We start from the raw sequence: 20,750 nt of genomic DNA on the forward strand, positions 1-20,750 counted from the left end.
TAGTTGTTTTCAGGAAGATAGGTGAACAAATATGTCCTTTATTGATGGAGAAAATTATCGTATGAAACGTGCAAAGAAAAAGAAGCAAAAAGGTATTGTTATTTCTAGCATAGCAGGAACAATTGTAGGAGCTTCGTTATTTGCATTTGGAGCTCCTTTATTTTCAAATGATACGGACGCGTTTCCGCAAGCTGAAGCAAGTGGAAGTAATATGGCGGAAGCTCAAGGCATTAAACAGATTAGCTTTGTGGATGCTGTTGATCGTGCGTCTGAAGCTGTTGTTGGAGTTATTAATATTCAACGAGATAATTTTTCAGAGGCAGATTCAGAAGCAGGTACGGGATCAGGTGTAATTTATAAGAAGACAGATGGTCAAGCTTATATTGTAACGAATAATCATGTTGTTGCTGGAGCAAATCGTATTGAAGTAAGTTTAAGTGATGGTAAGAAGGTCCCTGGAAAGGTATTAGGAACCGATGTGGTCACAGATTTGGCTGTACTAGAGATAGATGCAAAGCATGTGAAAAAAGTAATTGAGATTGGCGATTCTAATACTGTTCGTAGAGGAGAACCAGTCATTGCGATTGGAAACCCGCTCGGGCTACAATTTTCTGGAACCGTTACACAAGGTATTATCTCGGCTAATGAGCGTATTGTCCCTGTAGATTTAGATCAAGATGGACATTATGATTGGCAAGTAGAAGTATTGCAAACAGACGCAGCAATTAATCCGGGTAATAGCGGTGGTGCGCTTGTAAACGCAGCAGGTCAATTAATTGGTATTAACTCAATGAAAATTGCTGCAAAAGAAGTAGAAGGAATTGGACTAGCTATTCCTGTTACTAGAGCTGTTCCAATTATGAATGAATTAGAGAAGTATGGAAAAGTAAGAAGACCGTATGTTGGAATTGAACTGAGATCATTAAATGAAATTCCAAACTACTATTGGTCAAAAACATTGCATTTACCAGGTAATGTAACAGAGGGAGTTTGCATTTTAGATGTGAAAAGTCCTTCGCCAGGTACAGATGCTGGTTTGCGAGAACACGATGTGATTGTAGCAGTAGATGGGAAACCAGTTCGCGATATTATCGGATTCCGTACGGCCTTATATGATAAAAAAATTAATGATAAAATGACTCTTACGTTTTATCGTGGTACAAAACGAGCAACAACAACGGTTAAACTAGGCATTCAAAAGTATTAAAAACAGGAGGGCCTACCTCCTGTTTTCTATTGTAGAAAAGTGAGGTGAAGAATATGAACTTACCTTGTTGTTTAGAACATGTTGAATTAGCTTTAGATATTATTGTGGATGAGTGTGAAGTGCCGCCGGTTATTAACAATGTGGATAACTCGGAAAAAGAGAAAAAAACATGTGAATTTTGTCAAAATGAGGCGACATATGTTGTATCGAACACAGATTCTCACACAATATGTGGGTAACAATTGTGGATATGTGGATAAGTTATGTGGATAACATGTTTGTAAGGTGGGGAATACGTGTGAATATCTCGATTATTTCAATTGGGAAATTAAAAGAAAAATATTTAAAACAAGGTATAGCAGAATACTTAAAACGGTTATCTGCATACGCAAAAGTGGAAGTAATTGAATTACCAGATGAAAAGGCACCAGAAAATTTAAGTGAAGCAGAAATGTTAATTGTAAAGGAAAAAGAAGGTATACGTATACTGGATAAAATTTCTGATGATACGCACGTGATTGCGTTAGCGATAGAAGGAAAGCAAAAATCATCAGAAGAATTTGCAGTAAGCTTAGATCGTCTTGCTACATATGGAAAAAGTAAAGTTGCCTTCGTGATTGGTGGATCACTTGGACTAAGTTCAGAAGTAATGAATCGTTCAAACGAATCTCTTTCTTTTTCAAAGATGACATTACCACATCAATTAATGCGATTAGTATTGCTTGAGCAAGTGTATAGGGCGTTTCGGATTAATCGTGGTGAACCGTATCATAAATAGTAATAGTACATTCAAACGGCTACAGATGTGGCCGTTTTCTATATTTCCTAAAATAAGTATGTTTCTATTTCTAAAAAAGTATGCTGTAATATGAAGAGGAAAAAGTATAAGTAGTCATAGAAGTGAGGAGTTAAAGGTGAAGAAGTTTAAGAAATTTTACTTGGAGATTACGAGTGTATGTAATCTTGCGTGCAGCTTTTGTCCGCCGACGGAAAGGCAGAAGCAATTCATTTCTGTGGAGGATTTTGCGAAAAGGTTAGACCAAATTAAACCACACACAGACTACATTTATTTGCACGTGAAGGGTGAGCCGTTGCTACATCCGAAAATAGATCAATTGTTAGATTTAAGCCATGAAAAAGGGTTTAAAGTTAATATTACAACGAACGGAACGTTAATTAATAAGAGAAGGCATAGACTGTTAAATAAGCCTGCTTTAAGACAAATGAATTTTTCACTGCATAGTTTTGATGGACACCCAGGTTCACAAGATAAAGAAGGCTATGTAAGAAGTATACTTTCCTTCATTAGAGAGGCGACAAGTCAATCGGATTTAATTGTTTCACTTAGATTATGGAATTTGACGCAGGATAATAAAACAAATGCTGAAATCCAGAAGAATAGAGAGCTATTATCCATCATTGAAAATGAGTTTGATCTATCTTATCAAATTGAAGAGAAGCTTACCCCAGGAAAAGGTATAAAAATTGCGGAACGTGTCTTTATTAATCAAGACTATGAATTCCAGTGGCCAGCATTGCATGAAGAAGAGGATGATGGAAAAGGATTCTGTCATGGTCTTCGAAATCAAGCTGGTATTTTAGCGAACGGAACGGTTATTCCTTGTTGTTTAGATGGTGAAGGGATTATTAACCTTGGAAATATTAATAATGATTCATTCTCTAACATTATAGAAGGCGAAAGAGCAACAAACATTGTTGATGGATTTTCTAGAAGAGTTGCAGTTGAAGAGCTATGTAGAAAATGTGGATACCGTAAAAGATTTGGAAAGTAAATATGAAATAAGCCCTCATAAAGCGAGGGCTTATTTTTTATCCCGCTATTTGCCGGGCAGTAAGATCCCTACCTCAAAATTCAGCGGAAGCAAAGAAGTTAGGTAGGGAATCAACTGTCCGTAAAAGCCCGATTGGTTCAACTAATAATCAGTGGGGGATGGCCCCCACTGATTAAAGTTTCACTTTATTCTTGATAAGAGCGCTCTAATTCATCAATTAAGGAACCAACGTAAGAAACAGCTTTGCGGATTGTATCTGGTTTTGACATATCGACTCCAGCATGTTTCATTAATTCCAGTGGTTTCATCGTACCACCAGCGCGAAGTACATCTAACCAGCGATCAACAGCAGGTTGTCCTTCCTCTTTAATCATTTGAGCCACCGCAGTAGATGCAGTGAGGCCTGCGGAATATGTGTAAGAATATAAGCCCATATAATAATGAGGTTGACGCATCCAAGTTAAGCCAGCACCTTCATCAATTTCTACGGAATCTCCCCAGAATGTTGAAAGGACATTTGTTTTTATTTCAGTTAAAGTTGTAGCTGTAAGTGCTTCTCCTGCTTCTGCTAGCGTGTATACCCTCCTTTGATATTCTCCCTCAAGTAAGTGAGTAACAAAGTTATGATAATATGTGCCGAGTAGTTGCAGAATGACCCATCTACGCATTCTCTTATCGTCAGTGGTCGCTAATAAATGCTGGGCTAATAGTAATTCATTCATTGTAGATGGTGCTTCAACGAAGTACATAGATGGACGTACGTTCATAATACGCTGGTTTTTATTTGCTAAATAAAAATGACCAGCGTGCCCAAATTCATGAGCTAATGTGAAGCAGCCACGCATCGTATTTTGCCATGTAATTAAAATGTATGGATGAGAACCATATGGACTTGAACAAAATGCTCCAGTTGATTTGCCTACGTTATCTGCAAGGTCCACCCATCTTTCTTTGAACCCTTTTTTGATAATGGCACTATATTCATTGCCAAGTACTTGTAAAGATTCTTGAATGAGTTTTCCAGCTTCTCCGTAAGTAATTGCTGGATTAAATTCGGGATCTAAAGGTGCATGTAAGTCGCAGAATAGCATTTGATCGAGTCCTAATACTTTCTTTTTTAAATCTGCAAAACGGCGCATATGAGGCGCCAATTCTTTATAAATAATATCGAGTTGATTGTTATACATTTCAAGTGGAACTTTTTGAGGTTCTAAAAGCATATGAGTAACAGATTCAAATTTGCGTAAACGAGAGAGTGTTACTTGTTTTTTTACCTCGGTAGCATATGTTGTTGCCACGGTATTTTTATATCGCTTCAAAGTGGACACAAATGATGAGTATGCCTTTCTGCGTATGTCTGCGCTTGGAGAAAACTCATATTTACTTTCAAATAATGCAAATGAGACAGGAAGTTCATTTCCTTGTTCGTCTTGTATGGAGTTAAAATCCATATCGGCTAATTTAGTCATACCGTAAATTTTGTATGGAGAACTATGTACTTCGCCAAGTGCAGCAAGTGCTTCTTCAGTTTCAGGAGAGAGCGTGTGCTGCCTTTTTTGTAATATGTCTAGTAATGATTTACGGAAAGGTTCAAGTTTTGTTTCTTCAGTTAAATATTTTTCAATTGTGCCTTCTTCTAATGAGAGAATTTCATTATGAATAAAGGATAGCGCCGTATGTACTTTCGTCCATAAAGCGGAAATTTTGGAAGAGTTCGCTTGAATAACTGGATTTGTACGATCAGTAGATTCTTTTAAATTTGCATAGGAGTATAGTTTTGTTAACTTCATTAAAAGCTCTTCTTCTAAAAGTAGGCAATGTAATAAGGTCGTGGGACTAGTGTGTAATTGACCTTTAAACGCATCAAGTTTTTTTATATCATCTGTTAATACACGTAATGCAGTTTCCCACTCTTTATCAGATACGTATAAATTAGAGAGGTCCCATGTTAATTCAGTAGGAACTTCTGCACGAATATGGCGTTTCTCAATTACATCTTTCATATAGTATATCCCCCTTAGTATAAGTATTTAAAAATATGATACTAGAAAATTCAGTAAAATGAAAATATTTTACATTTCTATATATGAAAAAGGACAAGCATAAAAATGCTTGTCCCTCGAGTTAAATTTAAAAATTAATATACTTTATCACCGTTGAAAATAGAGTTTTTCACGACTACATAATCTACAGTACGAATGGAGTCTAATTTTGTTCCACCAGCATAAGAGATAGAAGATTGAAGATCTTGTTCCATTTCGATTAAAGTGTCTTCTAAAGAACCTTTATGCTCAACGAACATTTTCTTACCTTCAACGTTTTTCTTCTCACCTTTTTGGAATTCAGAAGCTGAACCGAAGTACTCTTTATAAAGTTTGCCATCTTTTTCGATTGTTTCCCCTGGAGACTCTTCATGACCAGCGAATAGAGAACCAATCATAACCATAGTCGCCCCAAACCGAATAGATTTAGCTACGTCGCCATGTGTACGAATACCACCGTCAGCGATAATTGGTTTACTTGCAGCTTTTGCACACCAGCGAAGTGCAGCTAGCTGCCAACCACCAGTTCCAAAGCCTGTTTTAATTTTAGTAATACAAACTTTACCAGGTCCAATACCAACTTTTGTTGCGTCAGCACCAGCGTTTTCTAATTCTCTTACCGCTTCTGGAGTTCCAACGTTTCCAGCGATAACGAAGCTTTCTGGTAAATGCTTTTTAATATGTTGAATCATGTTGATTACAGCATTAGAATGTCCATGCGCGATATCAATCGTGATGTATTCAGGTGTAAGGTGTTCAGCAGCTAACTGTTGTACGAATTCATACTCGTCCTCTTTTACACCAACGCTAATAGAAGCGATTAATCCACGTGATTGCATATCTCTAATGAATGAGATTCGTTTCTCTGGTTGGAAACGATGCATGATATAGAAGTAATTATTTTCAGCTAAATAAGTTGCAATTCTTTCATCAATAATCGTTTGCATATTTGCAGGTACGACAGGTAATTTAAATTTATGTTTACCTAAAGTGACAGTTGTATCACATTCAGAGCGGCTGTTCACAATACATTTTGCAGGAATTAATTGAATATCTTCATAGTCGAATACGTTTTCCATCATTTACACCCCTAAAATACGAATATTTTATTTTTATTAATCAAAAATGTTCGTCCATATGATAATTTACATTGTTTTCATTTAAAAGTCAAAGGATTTCTTAACGTTTTTTTAAAAAGTAGATTTTATATCTAAAAAACAACGTTAAAAACGAATTTAAAATGTTTTTTTGTTTGTATTGTTCGTTTATAAAAAGGGTTGAAAAATTAAGATAATTATACAAGGATGTATGTATTCTTTTTATTTTTTTGGGGCGGATGTAGGATTCTATGAAAAGGTTAATGCTAACAATACGAGCAAAAGATGTTATCAAGTAGTTGAACAATATATGAAATGATAAGGTTTATTTCTATATAAAAAGATGAATCTGGCATAATCCATCTTTTTATGCGAGGTTTCAAGTATAATAAGTAGGGCGATAGTAACGTATACAAAAGATAAAAAAGAAAATAATACAGAATAAAATGAGGTTAATATATGAGTAAAAAAGGTTTTTTTGAGTATAAATTAAGTAAAGAAATTGTAAGGGCACTTACTGGGTTAGGGTATGATCATCCAACAGAAGTACAAGGTGAGGTTATTCCAGTCGCATTACAAAAGAAGGATCTTGTTGTGAAGTCCCAGACGGGAAGTGGAAAAACAGCTTCATTTGGTATTCCACTTTGTGAAATGGTGGAGTGGGAAGAGAATAAACCACAAGCATTAGTTTTAACACCAACGAGAGAGCTTGCGGTACAGGTGAAAGAAGATATTACAAATATAGGGCGATTCAAAAGAATTAAAGCCGCCGCAATTTATGGTAAATCCCCATTTGCACGTCAAAAATTAGAGTTAAAGCAAAAGACGCATATTGTAGTAGGGACTCCAGGGCGTGTATTGGATCATATTGAAAAAGGGACCCTTTCTTTAGAGCGATTAAAATATTTAGTGATTGATGAAGCGGATGAAATGCTAAACATGGGCTTTATCGATCAAGTAGAGGCAATTATTGATGAATTACCTACAAATAGAATGACAATGCTATTTTCAGCAACTTTACCGGAAGATGTTGAAAGGTTATCACGTACATATATGAATGCACCAACTCATATTGAAATTAAAGCGGCTGGGATTACGACGGATAAAATTGAACATACTCTTTTTGAGGCGATAGAAGACGAGAAGCTTTCACTACTTAAAGATGTAACAACGATTGAGAATCCTGATAGCTGTATCATTTTCTGCCGTACACAAGAAAATGTAGATCATGTATATAGACAATTAAAACGAGCTAACTATCCTTGTGACAAAATACATGGTGGTATGGTACAAGAAGATCGTTTTGAAGTCATGGATGATTTTAGAAAAGGAAAATTCCGTTATTTAGTAGCAACAGACGTAGCTGCGAGAGGAATTGATATTGATAATATTACACATGTTATTAATTATGATATTCCACTTGAAAAAGAAAGCTATGTACATCGTACTGGAAGAACGGGACGAGCTGGAAATAGTGGAAAAGCTATTACATTTATAACACCATATGAAAATAGATTTTTAGAAGAGATTGAGGAGTATATTGGATTTGAAATTCCAAAGGCAATTGGACCTTCAAAAGAAGAAGTTATGAAAGGGAAAGCTGTATTTGAAGAAAAGATACATGCTAAACCAATTATAAAGAAAGATAAAAATGCAGACATCAACAAAGGCATTATGAAGCTGTACTTTAATGGCGGGAAGAAAAAGAAAATTAGGGCGGTAGATTTCGTCGGTACAATTGCTAAAATTAAAGGTGTTACAGCAGAAGATATAGGCATTATTACGATACAAGATAATGTTTCTTACGTTGAAATATTAAATGGAAAAGGACCACTTGTCTTGAAAGTCATGAAGACTACAACGATTAAAGGGAAACAACTAAAAGTTCATGAAGCAATTAAGTAAATAAAAAACTATCCACTTTAATAGGTGGATAGTTTTTTATTTATGATTCTTTTAAATCATCCACTAGTTGCTCCGCTAAACGTCTATACATATTACTCATAGTCACGAAGGATGTTAGTAGTAGAAATTTTTCTAGCTCTGTGTCTTCTAAGGAAGAAATCTCATTTACTTCTGTAACACGGTTATTTACGTCTTGTTTAAAGCTTTCGACATTGCTTTCAGTAAGAGCAAGATAATTTTTGTATAACGTATTTAATTCGAATGAATCATCATTTAATAAGGAGTCATTTATAGTTTCTAATGAACTTTTTATGTCGTTAATGGAAAGAGCACCTTTTAATTGATAAATTAGGCTAATTAAAATCATATGCTCTTTTGAATACTTTTTATTTTTGATAGGGATGAATAGTTTCCCTTTTGCGTAATTATTAATCATCGTTTTTGTTAATACTTTTTCATCATCAGTTCTCGTTGTATCTGCATAAGTATTCTCAAATAGTTGGACAACTTGATCTACATATAAGTCAACATTTGGAATATCCTCAAGTTTAATATTTTTTTCTAAATGCAATGTCTCAAGTAATTCATTTATATTTTCCACGTAGAATCCCTCACTTTTATAACTTAGTGGAACTTAATGTCTAATACATCCTTAAATATGGTATTACGAAACAAATAAATTGTAAATGTTGACCTTAAAAAGAAATGTGTATATAATTACATGTAGTTATTAAAACTATATGTAATTATATGAGGGGTGTTATTATGAATGCTTATGTGAGGGAACCAGTTAATGCATTTACTCACTTAGGTGGAGCGATATTATCATTTATTGCCTTATTAGCTATGCTTGTGAAAGTTTCTATCAAGATGCCATCATTTGCTGCAATTACAGCTGTTATTTTGTTTGGGATTGGAATGATGGTCCTTTATACGGCATCAGCTGTATATCATAGTGTTGTGGCCAATGAACGTGTTATTTACTTCTTTAGGAAGCTAGATCATTCTATGATTTTTATATTAATTGCAGGTACATATGCACCCTTTTGCTTAATTACATTAAATTCAGCAAGTGGTTTGCTATTATTTTGTTTAGTCTATGCAACTGCGATTTGTGGCATTGTGTTTAAAATGTTTTGGTTTAATTGTCCAAGATGGTTATCGACAGCAATTTATATTACTATGGGTTGGTTAATTGTTTTATTCTTTGCGCCGTTAGCTGAGAATCTAAGTACAGGAGGCATTGTGTTCTTAGTACTTGGGGGCATTTTTTATACAATTGGTGGATTTATTTATGGAACAAAGCCAAAATGGCTAGAGTTTAAATATATGGGACATCATGAAATTTTTCACGTTTTTGTATTATTAGGTAGTCTTGCACATTTTCTAAGTGTATATTGTTACGTAATTTAATAAGAAAAACGCCACATAACAAAAATTATGTGGCGTTTTTCTTATTACTTGATCGGAATCGTATATGTTATAAAATTATTATGGGATAAAATGTAAGTTTCTGTGTTCGCATATTAAACATAGGATAAGAAATATGTGATATACTTTGAGAAGTTTATAATGAATAAAATATGGAGGACTATAATTATGGCAATACTTGTAACAGGTGGAGCAGGGTACATTGGTAGTCATACATGTGTAGAATTACTAAATAGCGGTTACGAAATTATAGTAGTTGATAATCTTTCGAATAGCTCGGTAGAATCTATAAATCGAGTGAAAGAAATAACAGGAAAACAATTTAAGTTTTATAAAGAAGATGTTTTAAATCAAGAAGCACTTGACGCAATTTTTGAAGAAAATGCAATCGAAGCAGTTATTCACTTTGCAGGATTTAAAGCTGTAGGGGAATCAGTAGCAATTCCATTAACATATTATCATAACAACATTACGAGCACTTTAGTGCTATGTGAAGTAATGCAGAAACATAATGTAAAGAAGATGATTTTTAGTTCATCCGCAACTGTATATGGTATCCCGGAAACGTCACCGATTACAGAAGAGTTTCCATTAAGTGCAACAAATCCATATGGTCAAACGAAATTAATGATTGAGCAAATTATGCGTGATGTAGCATTTGCAGATAGAGAATGGAGTATCGCGTTACTTCGCTATTTCAACCCATTTGGTGCACATGAAAGTGGACGTATTGGAGAGGATCCAAATGGAATTCCAAATAACTTAATGCCATATGTCACACAAGTGGCAGTAGGTAAGCTAAAAGAATTAAGTGTATTTGGAAATGACTACCCAACGAAAGATGGAACAGGCATCCGTGACTACATACATGTTGTAGACTTAGCAAAAGGTCACGTAAAAGCGCTAGAGAAAGTACTGAATACAACAGGAGTAGATGCTTATAATCTGGGCACAGGTACAGGGTATAGTGTACTTGAGATGGTTGAAGCATTTGAAAGGGTTTCAGGAAAAAAAGTTCCTTATAAAATTACAGAGCGTCGTCCTGGTGATGTGGCAATATGTTTTGCAGATGCATCAAAGGCAAAACGTGAACTAGGATGGGAAGCAAAACGTGGATTAGAAGAAATGTGTGCAGATTCTTGGAGATGGCAATCAAATAATAAAAATGGCTATTTGGAAGTTTAATATGTAGATACAAAAAATGACCTTTGCATAAGCAAAGGTCATTTTTGTATTTATTTCCCGTTAAGTTTATTAGCTAATTTGGTAAAAAAAGTCCGCTGTTTTATAGGAATATTTGACTGGCAAAATGTATAATAATCAATATCTTTAATGTAAGTAAAGAGCCTAGAAATAGCATATAGGAATGTAATAGAGGATCCAACTGCAAAACTAATGCCGTAACCATTGAATCCAAATGGAAGCAGGATAAGGCTTAATAACAAGTTTGCAAAAAAGAAAATAGCTGATGTTCGAAATGCCCCTTTACGATCCTCAAAGTATAGGAGTAGTAATGTAATAACGAGTACCATTCCATTTGCATAAGCACCAACTATAGTTAGTTGCAGAATAGAGTAATTAAGTGTTATGTTTCCAGATTGCGAACTAAACATCCATATTATAAAAATAATAAGTAAGGAAAAAATACCTTGATTACGAAGGATACGTTCCATTTCCTGCTTTAAGACAAAGTTCATGGAATCCTTCAATTGTAAAAGCGTATGTAATGTTCCGCCATTGTTTACCGAACCGAAGAACTTTTTATATCTTTCATAAAACCTGGTTTCAATGGATACTACAAAGAAAATATAGGTTGGGATAATACTTAAATACGCCCAGAAAACAGAAGTATCATAAATTTGATGATAAATAAATGTGTTTTCAATATTTCCCCGACCGTCTCCAAACCAAATAACAAAATTACATACCCAAATACCCACATTGTAAAAGAGGCTTGACCAAAATAATTCTGGATATTTATCTAAATAAGACAGAAAGGTAAATTGTTCAGTAGCATCACTATTTGGAAACATTCGTACAATAACGATACTTAACCATACTAGTGTAATGAAAGTACCGAGTGTAAACGAAATTAAAAGCAATAGGGCAGATCCATGTTCTAACCCAAGTGTAGGGTGCCAGTAAGCTACTAGGATAATTCCTAATAGGGAAAAAATGGATCCGATTAAAAATGCCAGTGCAATTGATTGATAATCTTTAGCTGCTGTTAAATAAATGGACTGAATCCAGATGATATTTAAAGCTAAAAATAAAAATAGCATCACGATTTTATAATATAAAGCTAATGGTGTGAAAAATGCAAACAAAAGCCATAACATAATAGCTAAAAAAAGTGTGATCTTCGTCATTCCTAAAAATGAAGAAAATACTTTATCAGCTTTTTGTTCGTATAAAAGGTCAGCTACATATCTAGTTACAATGAGCTGCAATGCTCCGTAAATAATTTGAGAAAAAATAAAGCAATATGAAATTGAAATAGTGAAAAGGCGCTGTTCTTCAATTGAAATAGAATGAAATAAACTCAAAATGAATCGAATAGTTGTTACTGCTAAAATAACGACTAACCAAGGACCAGCTGTAACAAATAACGAAAACCCATAAGCTTTTACCCTTGAAGAATAGTAGTCTTCCTGAAATAATTTTTGTAATCGAAATCCTATACCTGCCATGTTTTCGCACCCCTTTCTAAATAAAGCTTACGATAACTATCAACAACACCTGATAATTGATAATATGCTTCAATACGATTACGCCCATTGTTTCCGAATTGTTGAATGGATTCAGGGTGGCGATAATACCATTCTAAGTGGGTGGCAACTTGTTCAGGAGATACAGGTGGTACAACAAAGCCACATTGGCCGTAAGGATCTTCATCTTGTCCATAAATTAACTCCTTACAAGAACCAACGTCTGTAACAACCCATGGTAATCCCGATGCCATTCCTTCTAACATAGCTAGTGGTTGTCCTTCAGATATGCTAGTTAATACGAGAATATCCGTTTGTTTTAAGTAATCTTTAATGTTTACTCTGCCAGTCATTATTACATGTTCTTTTAATCCAAGTTGCTGAATTAAATCACGACATTCTTGGGCATACTCTGGTTCTTCTGTATCAGGACCTAATAAGTAGAAGATAAACGGAATATCTTTTTCTAATAATAATTTAGCTGCATAAATCATTGTTTTTACGTCTTTAATTGGCACAACTCGTATAATAGCAGAAATAATGAGTTTATCTGAATTATGTTTTGGCTTACGTAGCCCTTTATAGTCAGATAAAGTAACACCATTTGGAACAATTTTCAGTTTATGGGCCGGAGCTCCTAGTTCTTTTTGATATGCACTATTCCGTCCGAATAACGTAATCACATCAGCAGCTTGTTCATATGCTTGGTGAGATAAATGATGGAAGAAAGAAACCCATCTTTTTTTGTATTCGATTGGTATCCAAGTTGATTGGAGTATTTCCTCTTCACGTTCCCGAGAATAAATACCATGCTCTGTTAGAATAAATGGTATGTCAGATTTGGCACTAATTGCAGCTCCAAGAAGCCCACCATAGCCTGTAGATACAGAATGGATAAGATCTAATTCAGGAAAATCAATTTGTAAAATTTGAATGATTGGTGTGAACATAGATCTCCACATCCAAAAGTAATTTAAGAAAGAACCACTACTTTCTTCATACAAATAGCTTTCTTTCACTATTTCATAAAATTCACGACTTTCGAAGAAGGAATGTAGTGTTCCTAGCTTTTGCTTGTTCCCTAATATTTGTAATGCTTCTGTGTCGTTAGCCTGGAATGTAAACCATTTTTGAAGTGTTTGTACTTCATCAGTCGTTAAATTGGTTTTTATATGTTTTGAGTCACTTTCTGATTGTAAGGGAATCATAATGATATCTTTTACATTGTTAGGAATTTCATATTGATATTCCTCTTCTGTTTTTATTTGCGGTACGATCGCAAAAATGGTGAATTCATGTTCTTTAAATTGTTGGATGATCATTTGTACCCAACTTGCTACTCCGCCACTGACAAAAGGATAACTTCCTTCAACGACTAAACCTATTCTCATCTGCTATACCCCTTTAATTGGAATTGTAGCGTTAGCTTGTTTTAATATAACGCTATAAATTTGTGAATCTAGCTTTGTAACTGTGCCGTATGGGAATGAACCGGTTTTCAATTTTTTCCCTTCTTCCACACGTATAATCGTTGCAGTGTGGTTTGGTAATCCTTTATATGCAATGTGAACAGCATCATCTTCATAAGAAACAGCTAAATCACCAGTTTGATAAATTTTCATGGAAGCAGTTGCTTCACTTTGTGTCATACTTTTTATATAAGGATATCTTTCTCGTATTTCTTTAATTGTCATTTTATAAGCTTTGAATAATTCTTCCCATGTTAAATTACCCGAACGTTTTTCATCAAGGATATCATCTGGATGGACGAAATGTGAGATAACCCCTAAATTTGCGGTAACATCAGCTAAAATAAATTGTTCTTCATCTGGGATAGCGTAGCCACTCGTAATACGCGGGAAGTGATAAATATTTTTGTTGTGCTCGTCTGGTCCAAATTCTTGAATTAAACTGCCGTTACTTTTACTTCCCACATATAGAGAAGCAACTGTTTCCATAGTTGGAACCGCGTCGTTTAATGCACTTAATCCAGTTGTATTTATAATATTGGATGGTGGTACATAGGTTTTTAGTTTTTCGTTTGGAAAGAAGTTATACACGAGTTTTTGTAAAGCATCTAAGGATCTCTCCATGTCCTCTTTTGAATTCCATGGAACATATTCAAGTGCTTTATCTACTGGGTCTGGTGGTAATAATAAAGGTTGATGGTTATAGCCATGAATACCGATTTCTCCACCGTGACTTAATAATTCTCTCCCAAATAATAAATAGGTATTTCTATTTTTACCTGTGAAATTTTCAAAAGGTGGCGTTACTTTATTTTGGTATGTCCCAATTGCAACCCCTGTATATTTAATATCAAGCTCTTCAGAGATATCCTTCATATTTTTCCACCAATGTTTTTTATAAAATTCTTCAACAGAAATTTTTTCTGTTGTTAAGTTTTTTAGTTCTCCACTTGGAATTGGAGATGGGAAGTCATCGATATACATAATCTCCGCTCCAAGTTGTACTGTAGCGAAAGTCGGGAAAATAGTACCCAGTGATTGAACGAACATACCTCTACCTAATTTATCGTTCAATGCTGTTGTATTCCAATATAAGACTTTTCCTTCACCGTAGTCATTGGTCCAAAGGATGGGAGTATCTTCTGCAGTAATCCAAGTATTAGTTGTATTCTCATCTAGCGTAATATTCATTGAGCTATGAGTGAACAATGGAGAAGAACTTGAGAGATCAGGATAACCAGGGAATAAAACTTCTTCAAAGGTTAATCCTTTCACATCTTTGAAGCCTTCTTTTTTGGTAATACCAAATAATTTGTTCCAGGAAGGATCTGAATCAAGTCGGTTTGCGATAATAATCCTTCCGCCCATTTGTACAAAATTTTGAATATCAGCTTGTGGAAGTTGCGCCATTATTTCACCTGTAATAATAATTCCTGTATAGGGAGAGGGAGTAAGTCCCTTAATTTCATTAGCTGTAATATCTTTATAGTGTAGGTGTGCGTAATCCATTGCCTTTTTCGTATTAAATTCGACTTGTTGCCCTAATGTATTATCCGTTTTTAAAACGTATAATTGCATTTTTTGTCCATTTTGGGCTACATCTTTTGCTTTGAGTGTTTTAACAGTATCTGTTTCTTTAGTTTTAGGAACAGAAAACTTTTGATAGAAATTTTCTGTTCGATATATAAGGATAGATATAATTAAGAGAAATAAAATGATACTAACAATGCCGATATATATATTAGTCCCCTTTTTCAATGTGTGCGCCTCCAAACTGCCTTACAAATAATTGATATTTACGCGGTAGTATATGAACTCTTTTTGCAGCTGCTAGATTATTGATTAAGTTATAGAGCTCGTCCCATAACTTTTGCTCATAATATATTTCAAGTAATCCAACGTAACCGTAATATGATTCAGGATAGAAATGAATAAGATTTAAAAATTGTTCTTCAGACTTTGCATATTGTTTTGTATGTAGAAACAGATTTCCAAGGTGGAAAGGATAAAGGGGTTCAGTAGGGAAAAGTTCTACACTTTGTGTAATAAAATTCATAAATTCGGCGATTATTTTTTCCTTTTGCTGATTAGAAAGAAGACCACTGTCTATATATCTTAAATAGTTAGAAACCAACTCTTTTGCAATTTCATTTTGTGGATTTTGTAGAAATTGCTTATTTAAGTATTCGATCTGTTTTTCGTACCGTTCATTTAGTAAATTAATAGTAGTTGCTGCGTAATGTACAGTTTCAGGATCTTTATGGTGAATGGCTTCTTTCAATAAGCCTCCTTCATTGGAAATAGGGGAGGAGCTTAACTGTACAATGAGTTGTTTATGTAATTCAGGCTTATCTAGTTCTAATCCAGAAGAAAATGAAATTAGGTCCATATCTTGTTTTGCTGATGCCAAAATATCTTCATAATGATCAACTTGAAAGGAAACATACTCAGAGTATTGCTGTAACCACTCGGTTTTGGAGCGTTTTATATTCAGTAATAACATGATTGCTGATACAATAAGTCCGACAAGCGGGAAAAGGAGAGAGATAATCAAGCAAAACTCAATAATTCCTTTCTTATCTTCAGTAATCAAACCTTTCGTAAATCGAAATAAAAGAAAAACCAAAATAGCATAAATAAAGTAAAGAAGGAGTAAAATCATTATAATACCACTCCTTTAGAAGAAAGAGCGTTTTGTATACGAGTTTGGACTGGTAATAAAAACTTTTCTTCAGTGCCAGGTAATAGAATCATAACTTTTTGTTCGGTCGTGTTATAACCGAATATATCAATATCACGCAAATGATCTTTTAAAATAGAATTTATCATTTCTAAGGAATCTTGTGGAACAGTAAATTCAAAATAGGAATATGGATAAGATAATGTTTCGTACCGTTTCTTTTCTATTTTTAGTAAATGTTCAAATTCATCTTCATAATAAATGCTCGTTTTAGGGAATGTACGATCCTCTTGACTTGATAGCCAAAGATTAGAAGCGTTTTGTAAACGATCACCCATCCAGCGTAAATACCATGTGAAAAGTTCGAATTGCTCAGAAGTTACTTTTGAAAATTCAATTTCGTCTAATATAATGACGTATTGTACATCATCTTGGAATAGGACGGGACCAACTAAAAGTGGAGCGTCTTGAAAATCCTCTTCTGTACGGAAAAAAGGTCGATTATGCGCTAGAGCATTTTTGATGACTAGCGAAGCATTTTTAACAAAAATGGATTGAGGTAAGGTATTTTTACCAGTTTCTGCTCTTAATTTAATACGAAGTGATTGTTTATTGTTATCGACGTGATAGATACCAATTTTTTTTGCTCCGAAATACATTTTTAATACATTTATTCCCTCATCGAGTACAATTTCAGGATGTGTATGATTTAAAGCTTTAAACATATGATACATTTTAGATAAGTGATTATTTGATTCAAGTACACGAGAACGTAGTGTAATACGTGTTTCATCCAATTGTTTCACAACATATTTTAATTCTTTATTTTCGGCTTTTAGCTCATTATTTATCATATGTACATCTTCATACCGTTCTTTTTGTGCAGTACTCATTAGTCCACAACATAAACTAATAACAAGTAAGAAAATCCAATTAATCCAGTAATCTAATGAATAAAAGTACAGTAATATATCATCTTCCTTATATATACCGCTTACAAAAATATAAATCATTGCTTCTAGAAAGGTGAAAAGGGCGATAGATATGCCATACCGGCTAGAAATAATTAATGTAATAAATAAGAGTAAGAAGTATTCATACGTTGGTGTTAGAAAATCAGTTAGTATTGAGAGAAAAAATAGAGCAATAAAGAGAATCGTAGGTTCAATCATTTTTTGTAATAAATTAGATTGTCTATAGTGCATAAAAAATCCCTTCTTTCGTTTGCAAATTTAATTTTGAGGAATAGTACACTGAAATAAAATACATAATTTAAAAGAATTATTTTAAAATATATAATATATGAAGCCCAAATCATTTTATCAACAGAGATGTAGTAAATTCAAGTGTAATAAATTCTAATTTTTGTTAATGTATTGTATTTATTGGGATTTTTATTAAATATCGAGCTTGAAAAAATGTAAAATGTTATTGTATTACTATACTTGTATTAATATTTAAAACGATAAAAAATTACAGTTTTATAGGGGGTAATATTATTATGGAGTGGAAACGTTCCATATGCTTTTTAGCTATATTTTCTTTTCTTTTTTCCTCAAGTACATCCGCCCAAGCAAATGTCGTGGAACCAGTTTTAAAAAATGTACGAAGTTATAAAATTTATTATGGTGAAGCAAATGAGCAAGTAATTGAGGGACTGTCAAAGTATGACATGGTCATTATAGAGCCATATGCATTTACGAAAGAGCAAGTTCAGCAATTAAAAAAATCAGGAACAGTAGTCCTTGGGTATGTTAGTGTTTTAGAATTAGAATCGTGGCATAAATCGCAAGTAGTTGAATCAGACTATTATTATCGAGACGGTAAGAAAATGAAGATTGAGCAGTGGGATACATATATTATGAATTTAGCTGATGAACATTACCGGCGGATTATTGTAAATAAGGTGAAACAGCAAGTTATTGGAAAAGGAATAGACGGTGTGTTTTTAGATACCGCTGGTGATATTGATGACTATTTTTATGATCAGCCAGTTACACAAGGGAAATTTCGCGAAGCATATGTAAATTTATTAAAAGAAATAAAAGGTGTTGATTCTGATTTGCTTCTTATACAGAATTGGGGATTTGACACAATCAAAAATACATCCTTGAATTTTATACATGGTGTATTGTGGGAGGACTTCAATAAACAAGTTATTACGAAAGATGAATGGAGTCAAAATTGGATGCGCTATTTTAAACAAGAAAGTAATAAGATTGTAACGTTTACCGTTACTCCCAATAGCGTATCTAAAAAATATAGTTCTATAAATGGATTTATTCCTACAATTAATCCGAATGATATTTATGATAAATAGCAATTATTAGGGATGAGAAGCTATCAATATTGACTATGAAAGTTTAGGTCAGTATACGATTATCTTATAAAGATGAATGTATTACTGACTAGCTCATTTTATAATATTCCATGTTAGAAATTAGTAGAATAAGATAGAAAAAATGCATTATCCTATTAATTTTTATAGAAATAAAAAACGTAATATTAAAAATAACATCAATACTTGTGTCATGGTTAGAGTACGTTTATAATCAAGGAATCCTATTAATGTTCTGATAGGATTATTTATGATTGAAAGCGTTTTAAATTTGGTGTTCTTAAAGGTAGGAAGTCTGACTTATTTAGATTAAAAATTATGTATGTAGTTTTAAATAGGAAGAAAAATAATAAAGAATCACTTTATATTGTGGGGAGGTTAAAAGTGTGAAAGGGAAAGACTTTCACACGAATACATATGGGTTACGTAGGATTATTACTTTCGGGTGCAGCTTTATTTTTAAATAGTCTTGTTATATTAGGAAAAGCAGAGATGAAAAGTGCAGGTGTTTTTAATTTATTTGTGGGTGCACTACAAATTATTATTCCGTTCTATTTAATCATGATTTCTGATCAAAGTAATTGGACGGTATATTCATATGCAGCTACTTTCTTATTCGGATTAACCTATTTATATGTAGGTGTTACTTTTATAAAAGGAATGGATAGTAGCGGTCTAGGTTGGTTTTGTATTTGGGTAGCAATTATTGCTTTATTTTATATGATTGTTTCATTTGTTCAATTCCACGATGTTGTGAATGCGTTAACGTGGTTTATGTGGGCATTACTTTGGTATTTATTCTTTGTATTAAATACACAAAAAAAGAACATCAATCAATATCTTGGAAGGATTGCCTTCGTACAATCATGGGTAACATTGACGTTACCTTCACTCTTTTATTTTATGGGAGTATGGGGAGAGGGATTCGTATATGAATTATGGGTTTATGTATCTGTAATTTCTATTTTATACTTCTGTTATTGTATTTATAAATATCGAGTACGTTAATATATTTTCTGTAGAAAAGCATGGAATCGTTAAACGAATTCCATGCTTTTTATATGTTAGCACTTATAATAGAGAAGTAGTATCTTACAATTTTCTAAAATGGGGATGATGAAGTTGAAAAAAGTATTGGTGCTAGGGGGAACAAGGTTTTTTGGTAAACATTTAGTAGAAGCACTTTTGCAAGAGGGGCACGATGTAACGATTGCGACGAGAGGAATTACGGAAGATTCTTTTGGAAGTGCAGTAAAAAGACTTATTGTAGATAGAGAAGATGAAAAACAACTAGCAGAGCGTCTAGAAGATAAAAGTTATGATATTGTATACGATAATTTATGCTATAGCTCGAATGCAGCGAAGATAATATGTGAAGTTTTACGAGGGAAAACGAAGAAATATGTTATGACATCTTCAATGGCCGTCTATGAACCTGCACTAAGCTTATCAGAAGAAGACTTCAATCCTTACGAGTATGCAATCGCGTATGGAGATAGGAATGACTTCAATTATGGTGAAGGAAAGAGATTAGCCGAAGCCGTTGTATTTCAACAAGCAACATTCCCAGTTGTTGCAGTTCGTTTTCCGATTGTTATTGGAGAAAACGATTATACGAAAAGGTTACAATTTTACGTTGAACATATCGTGAGAGAAGAACCTGTCGCAGTGAATCATCTAGATGGAAAGTTGTCGTTTATACATGAAGAAGAAGCAGGGGGATTTTTAGTTTGGTGTGGGATGAAAGACATAGAAGGGCCAATTAATGCTTGTAGCAACGGGGTAGTTTCTGCTCGGGACATTATTCATTTCATAGAAGAAACTACTGGAATAAAAGCACTTGTTCAAGAAGCAGGAGATCATGTAGCACCTTATAATGAAGTGACTAATTGTACATTACATAATGGAAAAGCTAATGAATTAGGATTCCCGTTCCGAGGGTTGAAAATAGAAATAGAAAAAGTATTACGTTATTACATACATGCAATGAAATGATCATAAATCCCCCGGTGGCAATCCGGGGGATTCTGGAGGATTTCGACAATACTAATTTTACATTACCAAACTTACCTTATACGCA

18 protein-coding genes are annotated in these 20,750 nt (G+C 33.8%); 10 read left to right on the top strand and 8 right to left on the bottom strand.

Going from position 1 to position 20,750, the window contains the following annotated elements; all coding sequences use genetic code 11:
* Positions 1-31 precede the first annotated feature (31 nt).
* The 4 genes from AC0NJG_RS22135 to AC0NJG_RS22150 all read left to right on the top strand — a co-directional run bounded on the left by AC0NJG_RS22135 (position 32) and on the right by AC0NJG_RS22150 (position 3,000).
* Entirely contained in the window at positions 32-1,207 is a 1,176-nt protein-coding gene (locus tag AC0NJG_RS22135; protein WP_087955256.1) for a S1C family serine protease, read from the top strand.
* 53 nt (positions 1,208-1,260) lie between these two features.
* Positions 1,261-1,446 carry a CxxH/CxxC protein gene (locus tag AC0NJG_RS22140; protein WP_001052835.1) on the top strand — a complete coding sequence of 62 codons (186 nt, stop codon included), beginning with the start codon at positions 1,261-1,263 and terminating at the stop codon, positions 1,444-1,446.
* Positions 1,447-1,505: 59 nt separating this feature from the next.
* Positions 1,506-1,985, top strand: coding sequence for a 23S rRNA (pseudouridine(1915)-N(3))-methyltransferase RlmH (gene rlmH, locus AC0NJG_RS22145; protein WP_087955255.1), 480 nt, complete (start codon positions 1,506-1,508; stop codon positions 1,983-1,985).
* 136 nt (positions 1,986-2,121) lie between these two features.
* A complete protein-coding gene (locus AC0NJG_RS22150; RefSeq protein ID WP_000713634.1) occupies positions 2,122-3,000 on the top strand; it encodes a radical SAM/SPASM domain-containing protein in 879 nt (292 codons plus the stop codon).
* Positions 3,001-3,185: 185 nt separating this feature from the next.
* On the opposite strand, the gene pepF is transcribed toward AC0NJG_RS22150, so the two are convergent.
* Positions 3,186-5,003, bottom strand: coding sequence for an oligoendopeptidase F (pepF, locus tag AC0NJG_RS22155; RefSeq protein ID WP_474063448.1), 1,818 nt, complete (start codon positions 5,001-5,003; stop codon positions 3,186-3,188).
* 134 nt (positions 5,004-5,137) lie between these two features.
* Positions 5,138-6,121 carry a GMP reductase gene (guaC, locus tag AC0NJG_RS22160; protein ID WP_000432434.1) on the bottom strand — a complete coding sequence of 328 codons (984 nt, stop codon included), beginning with the start codon at positions 6,119-6,121 and terminating at the stop codon, positions 5,138-5,140.
* Positions 6,122-6,598: 477 nt separating this feature from the next.
* Here guaC and dbpA point away from each other — a divergent pair, with 477 nt between their 5' ends.
* Positions 6,599-8,044 carry an ATP-dependent RNA helicase DbpA gene (dbpA, locus tag AC0NJG_RS22165; protein ID WP_087995278.1) on the top strand — a complete coding sequence of 482 codons (1,446 nt, stop codon included), beginning with the start codon at positions 6,599-6,601 and terminating at the stop codon, positions 8,042-8,044.
* Between the two features lie 40 nt (positions 8,045-8,084).
* Here dbpA and AC0NJG_RS22170 read toward each other — a convergent pair whose 3' ends face one another.
* Positions 8,085-8,645 carry a DUF1836 domain-containing protein gene (locus AC0NJG_RS22170; protein WP_088327984.1) on the bottom strand — a complete coding sequence of 187 codons (561 nt, stop codon included), beginning with the start codon at positions 8,643-8,645 and terminating at the stop codon, positions 8,085-8,087.
* 164 nt (positions 8,646-8,809) lie between these two features.
* Between AC0NJG_RS22170 and trhA the strand changes: the two genes are divergently transcribed.
* Complete coding sequence (trhA, locus tag AC0NJG_RS22175) at positions 8,810-9,457, top strand: PAQR family membrane homeostasis protein TrhA (RefSeq protein ID WP_000995364.1); 648 nt, start codon at positions 8,810-8,812, stop codon at positions 9,455-9,457.
* Between the two features lie 186 nt (positions 9,458-9,643).
* Complete coding sequence (gene galE / locus AC0NJG_RS22180) at positions 9,644-10,660, top strand: UDP-glucose 4-epimerase GalE (RefSeq protein ID WP_000996533.1); 1,017 nt, start codon at positions 9,644-9,646, stop codon at positions 10,658-10,660.
* Positions 10,661-10,710: 50 nt separating this feature from the next.
* On the opposite strand, the gene pelG is transcribed toward galE, so the two are convergent.
* From pelG to AC0NJG_RS22205, 5 genes are read right to left on the bottom strand one after another with little or no spacing between them, the layout of a single operon-like run.
* Entirely contained in the window at positions 10,711-12,165 is a 1,455-nt protein-coding gene (pelG, locus tag AC0NJG_RS22185) for an exopolysaccharide Pel transporter PelG (RefSeq protein ID WP_014893388.1), read from the bottom strand.
* A complete protein-coding gene (gene pelF / locus AC0NJG_RS22190; protein ID WP_001219499.1) occupies positions 12,153-13,574 on the bottom strand; it encodes a GT4 family glycosyltransferase PelF in 1,422 nt (473 codons plus the stop codon). Before pelF ends, pelG begins: the two co-directional genes overlap by 13 nt.
* A gap of 3 nt (positions 13,575-13,577) precedes the next feature.
* Positions 13,578-15,410 carry a DUF2194 domain-containing protein gene (locus AC0NJG_RS22195; protein ID WP_474063449.1) on the bottom strand — a complete coding sequence of 611 codons (1,833 nt, stop codon included), beginning with the start codon at positions 15,408-15,410 and terminating at the stop codon, positions 13,578-13,580.
* Positions 15,394-16,314 (bottom strand): tetratricopeptide repeat protein, encoded by a 921-nt coding sequence (locus tag AC0NJG_RS22200; RefSeq protein ID WP_048553354.1) that lies wholly within the window; start codon positions 16,312-16,314, stop codon positions 15,394-15,396. The genes AC0NJG_RS22195 and AC0NJG_RS22200 overlap by 17 nt, the downstream gene beginning before the upstream one ends.
* The gene (locus AC0NJG_RS22205) at positions 16,314-17,537 is read right to left on the bottom strand and encodes a GAF domain-containing protein (RefSeq protein WP_087955243.1); all 1,224 of its coding nucleotides are present in this window, start codon (positions 17,535-17,537) and stop codon (positions 16,314-16,316) included. The genes AC0NJG_RS22200 and AC0NJG_RS22205 overlap by 1 nt, the downstream gene beginning before the upstream one ends.
* Before the next feature lie 296 nt (positions 17,538-17,833).
* Here AC0NJG_RS22205 and AC0NJG_RS22210 point away from each other — a divergent pair, with 296 nt between their 5' ends.
* The 3 genes from AC0NJG_RS22210 to AC0NJG_RS22220 all read left to right on the top strand — a co-directional run bounded on the left by AC0NJG_RS22210 (position 17,834) and on the right by AC0NJG_RS22220 (position 20,665).
* A complete protein-coding gene (locus tag AC0NJG_RS22210; RefSeq protein ID WP_088326491.1) occupies positions 17,834-18,652 on the top strand; it encodes an endo alpha-1,4 polygalactosaminidase in 819 nt (272 codons plus the stop codon).
* A gap of 435 nt (positions 18,653-19,087) precedes the next feature.
* Positions 19,088-19,678, top strand: coding sequence for an AmiS/UreI family transporter (locus tag AC0NJG_RS22215; protein ID WP_000542562.1), 591 nt, complete (start codon positions 19,088-19,090; stop codon positions 19,676-19,678).
* Positions 19,679-19,783: 105 nt separating this feature from the next.
* Positions 19,784-20,665, top strand: a complete 882-nt coding sequence (locus AC0NJG_RS22220; protein ID WP_087955241.1) for an NAD-dependent epimerase/dehydratase family protein — start codon at positions 19,784-19,786, stop codon at positions 20,663-20,665.
* Positions 20,666-20,750 lie beyond the last annotated feature (85 nt).

The sequence above is a fragment of the Bacillus sp. SSR7 genome (assembly GCF_055902415.1).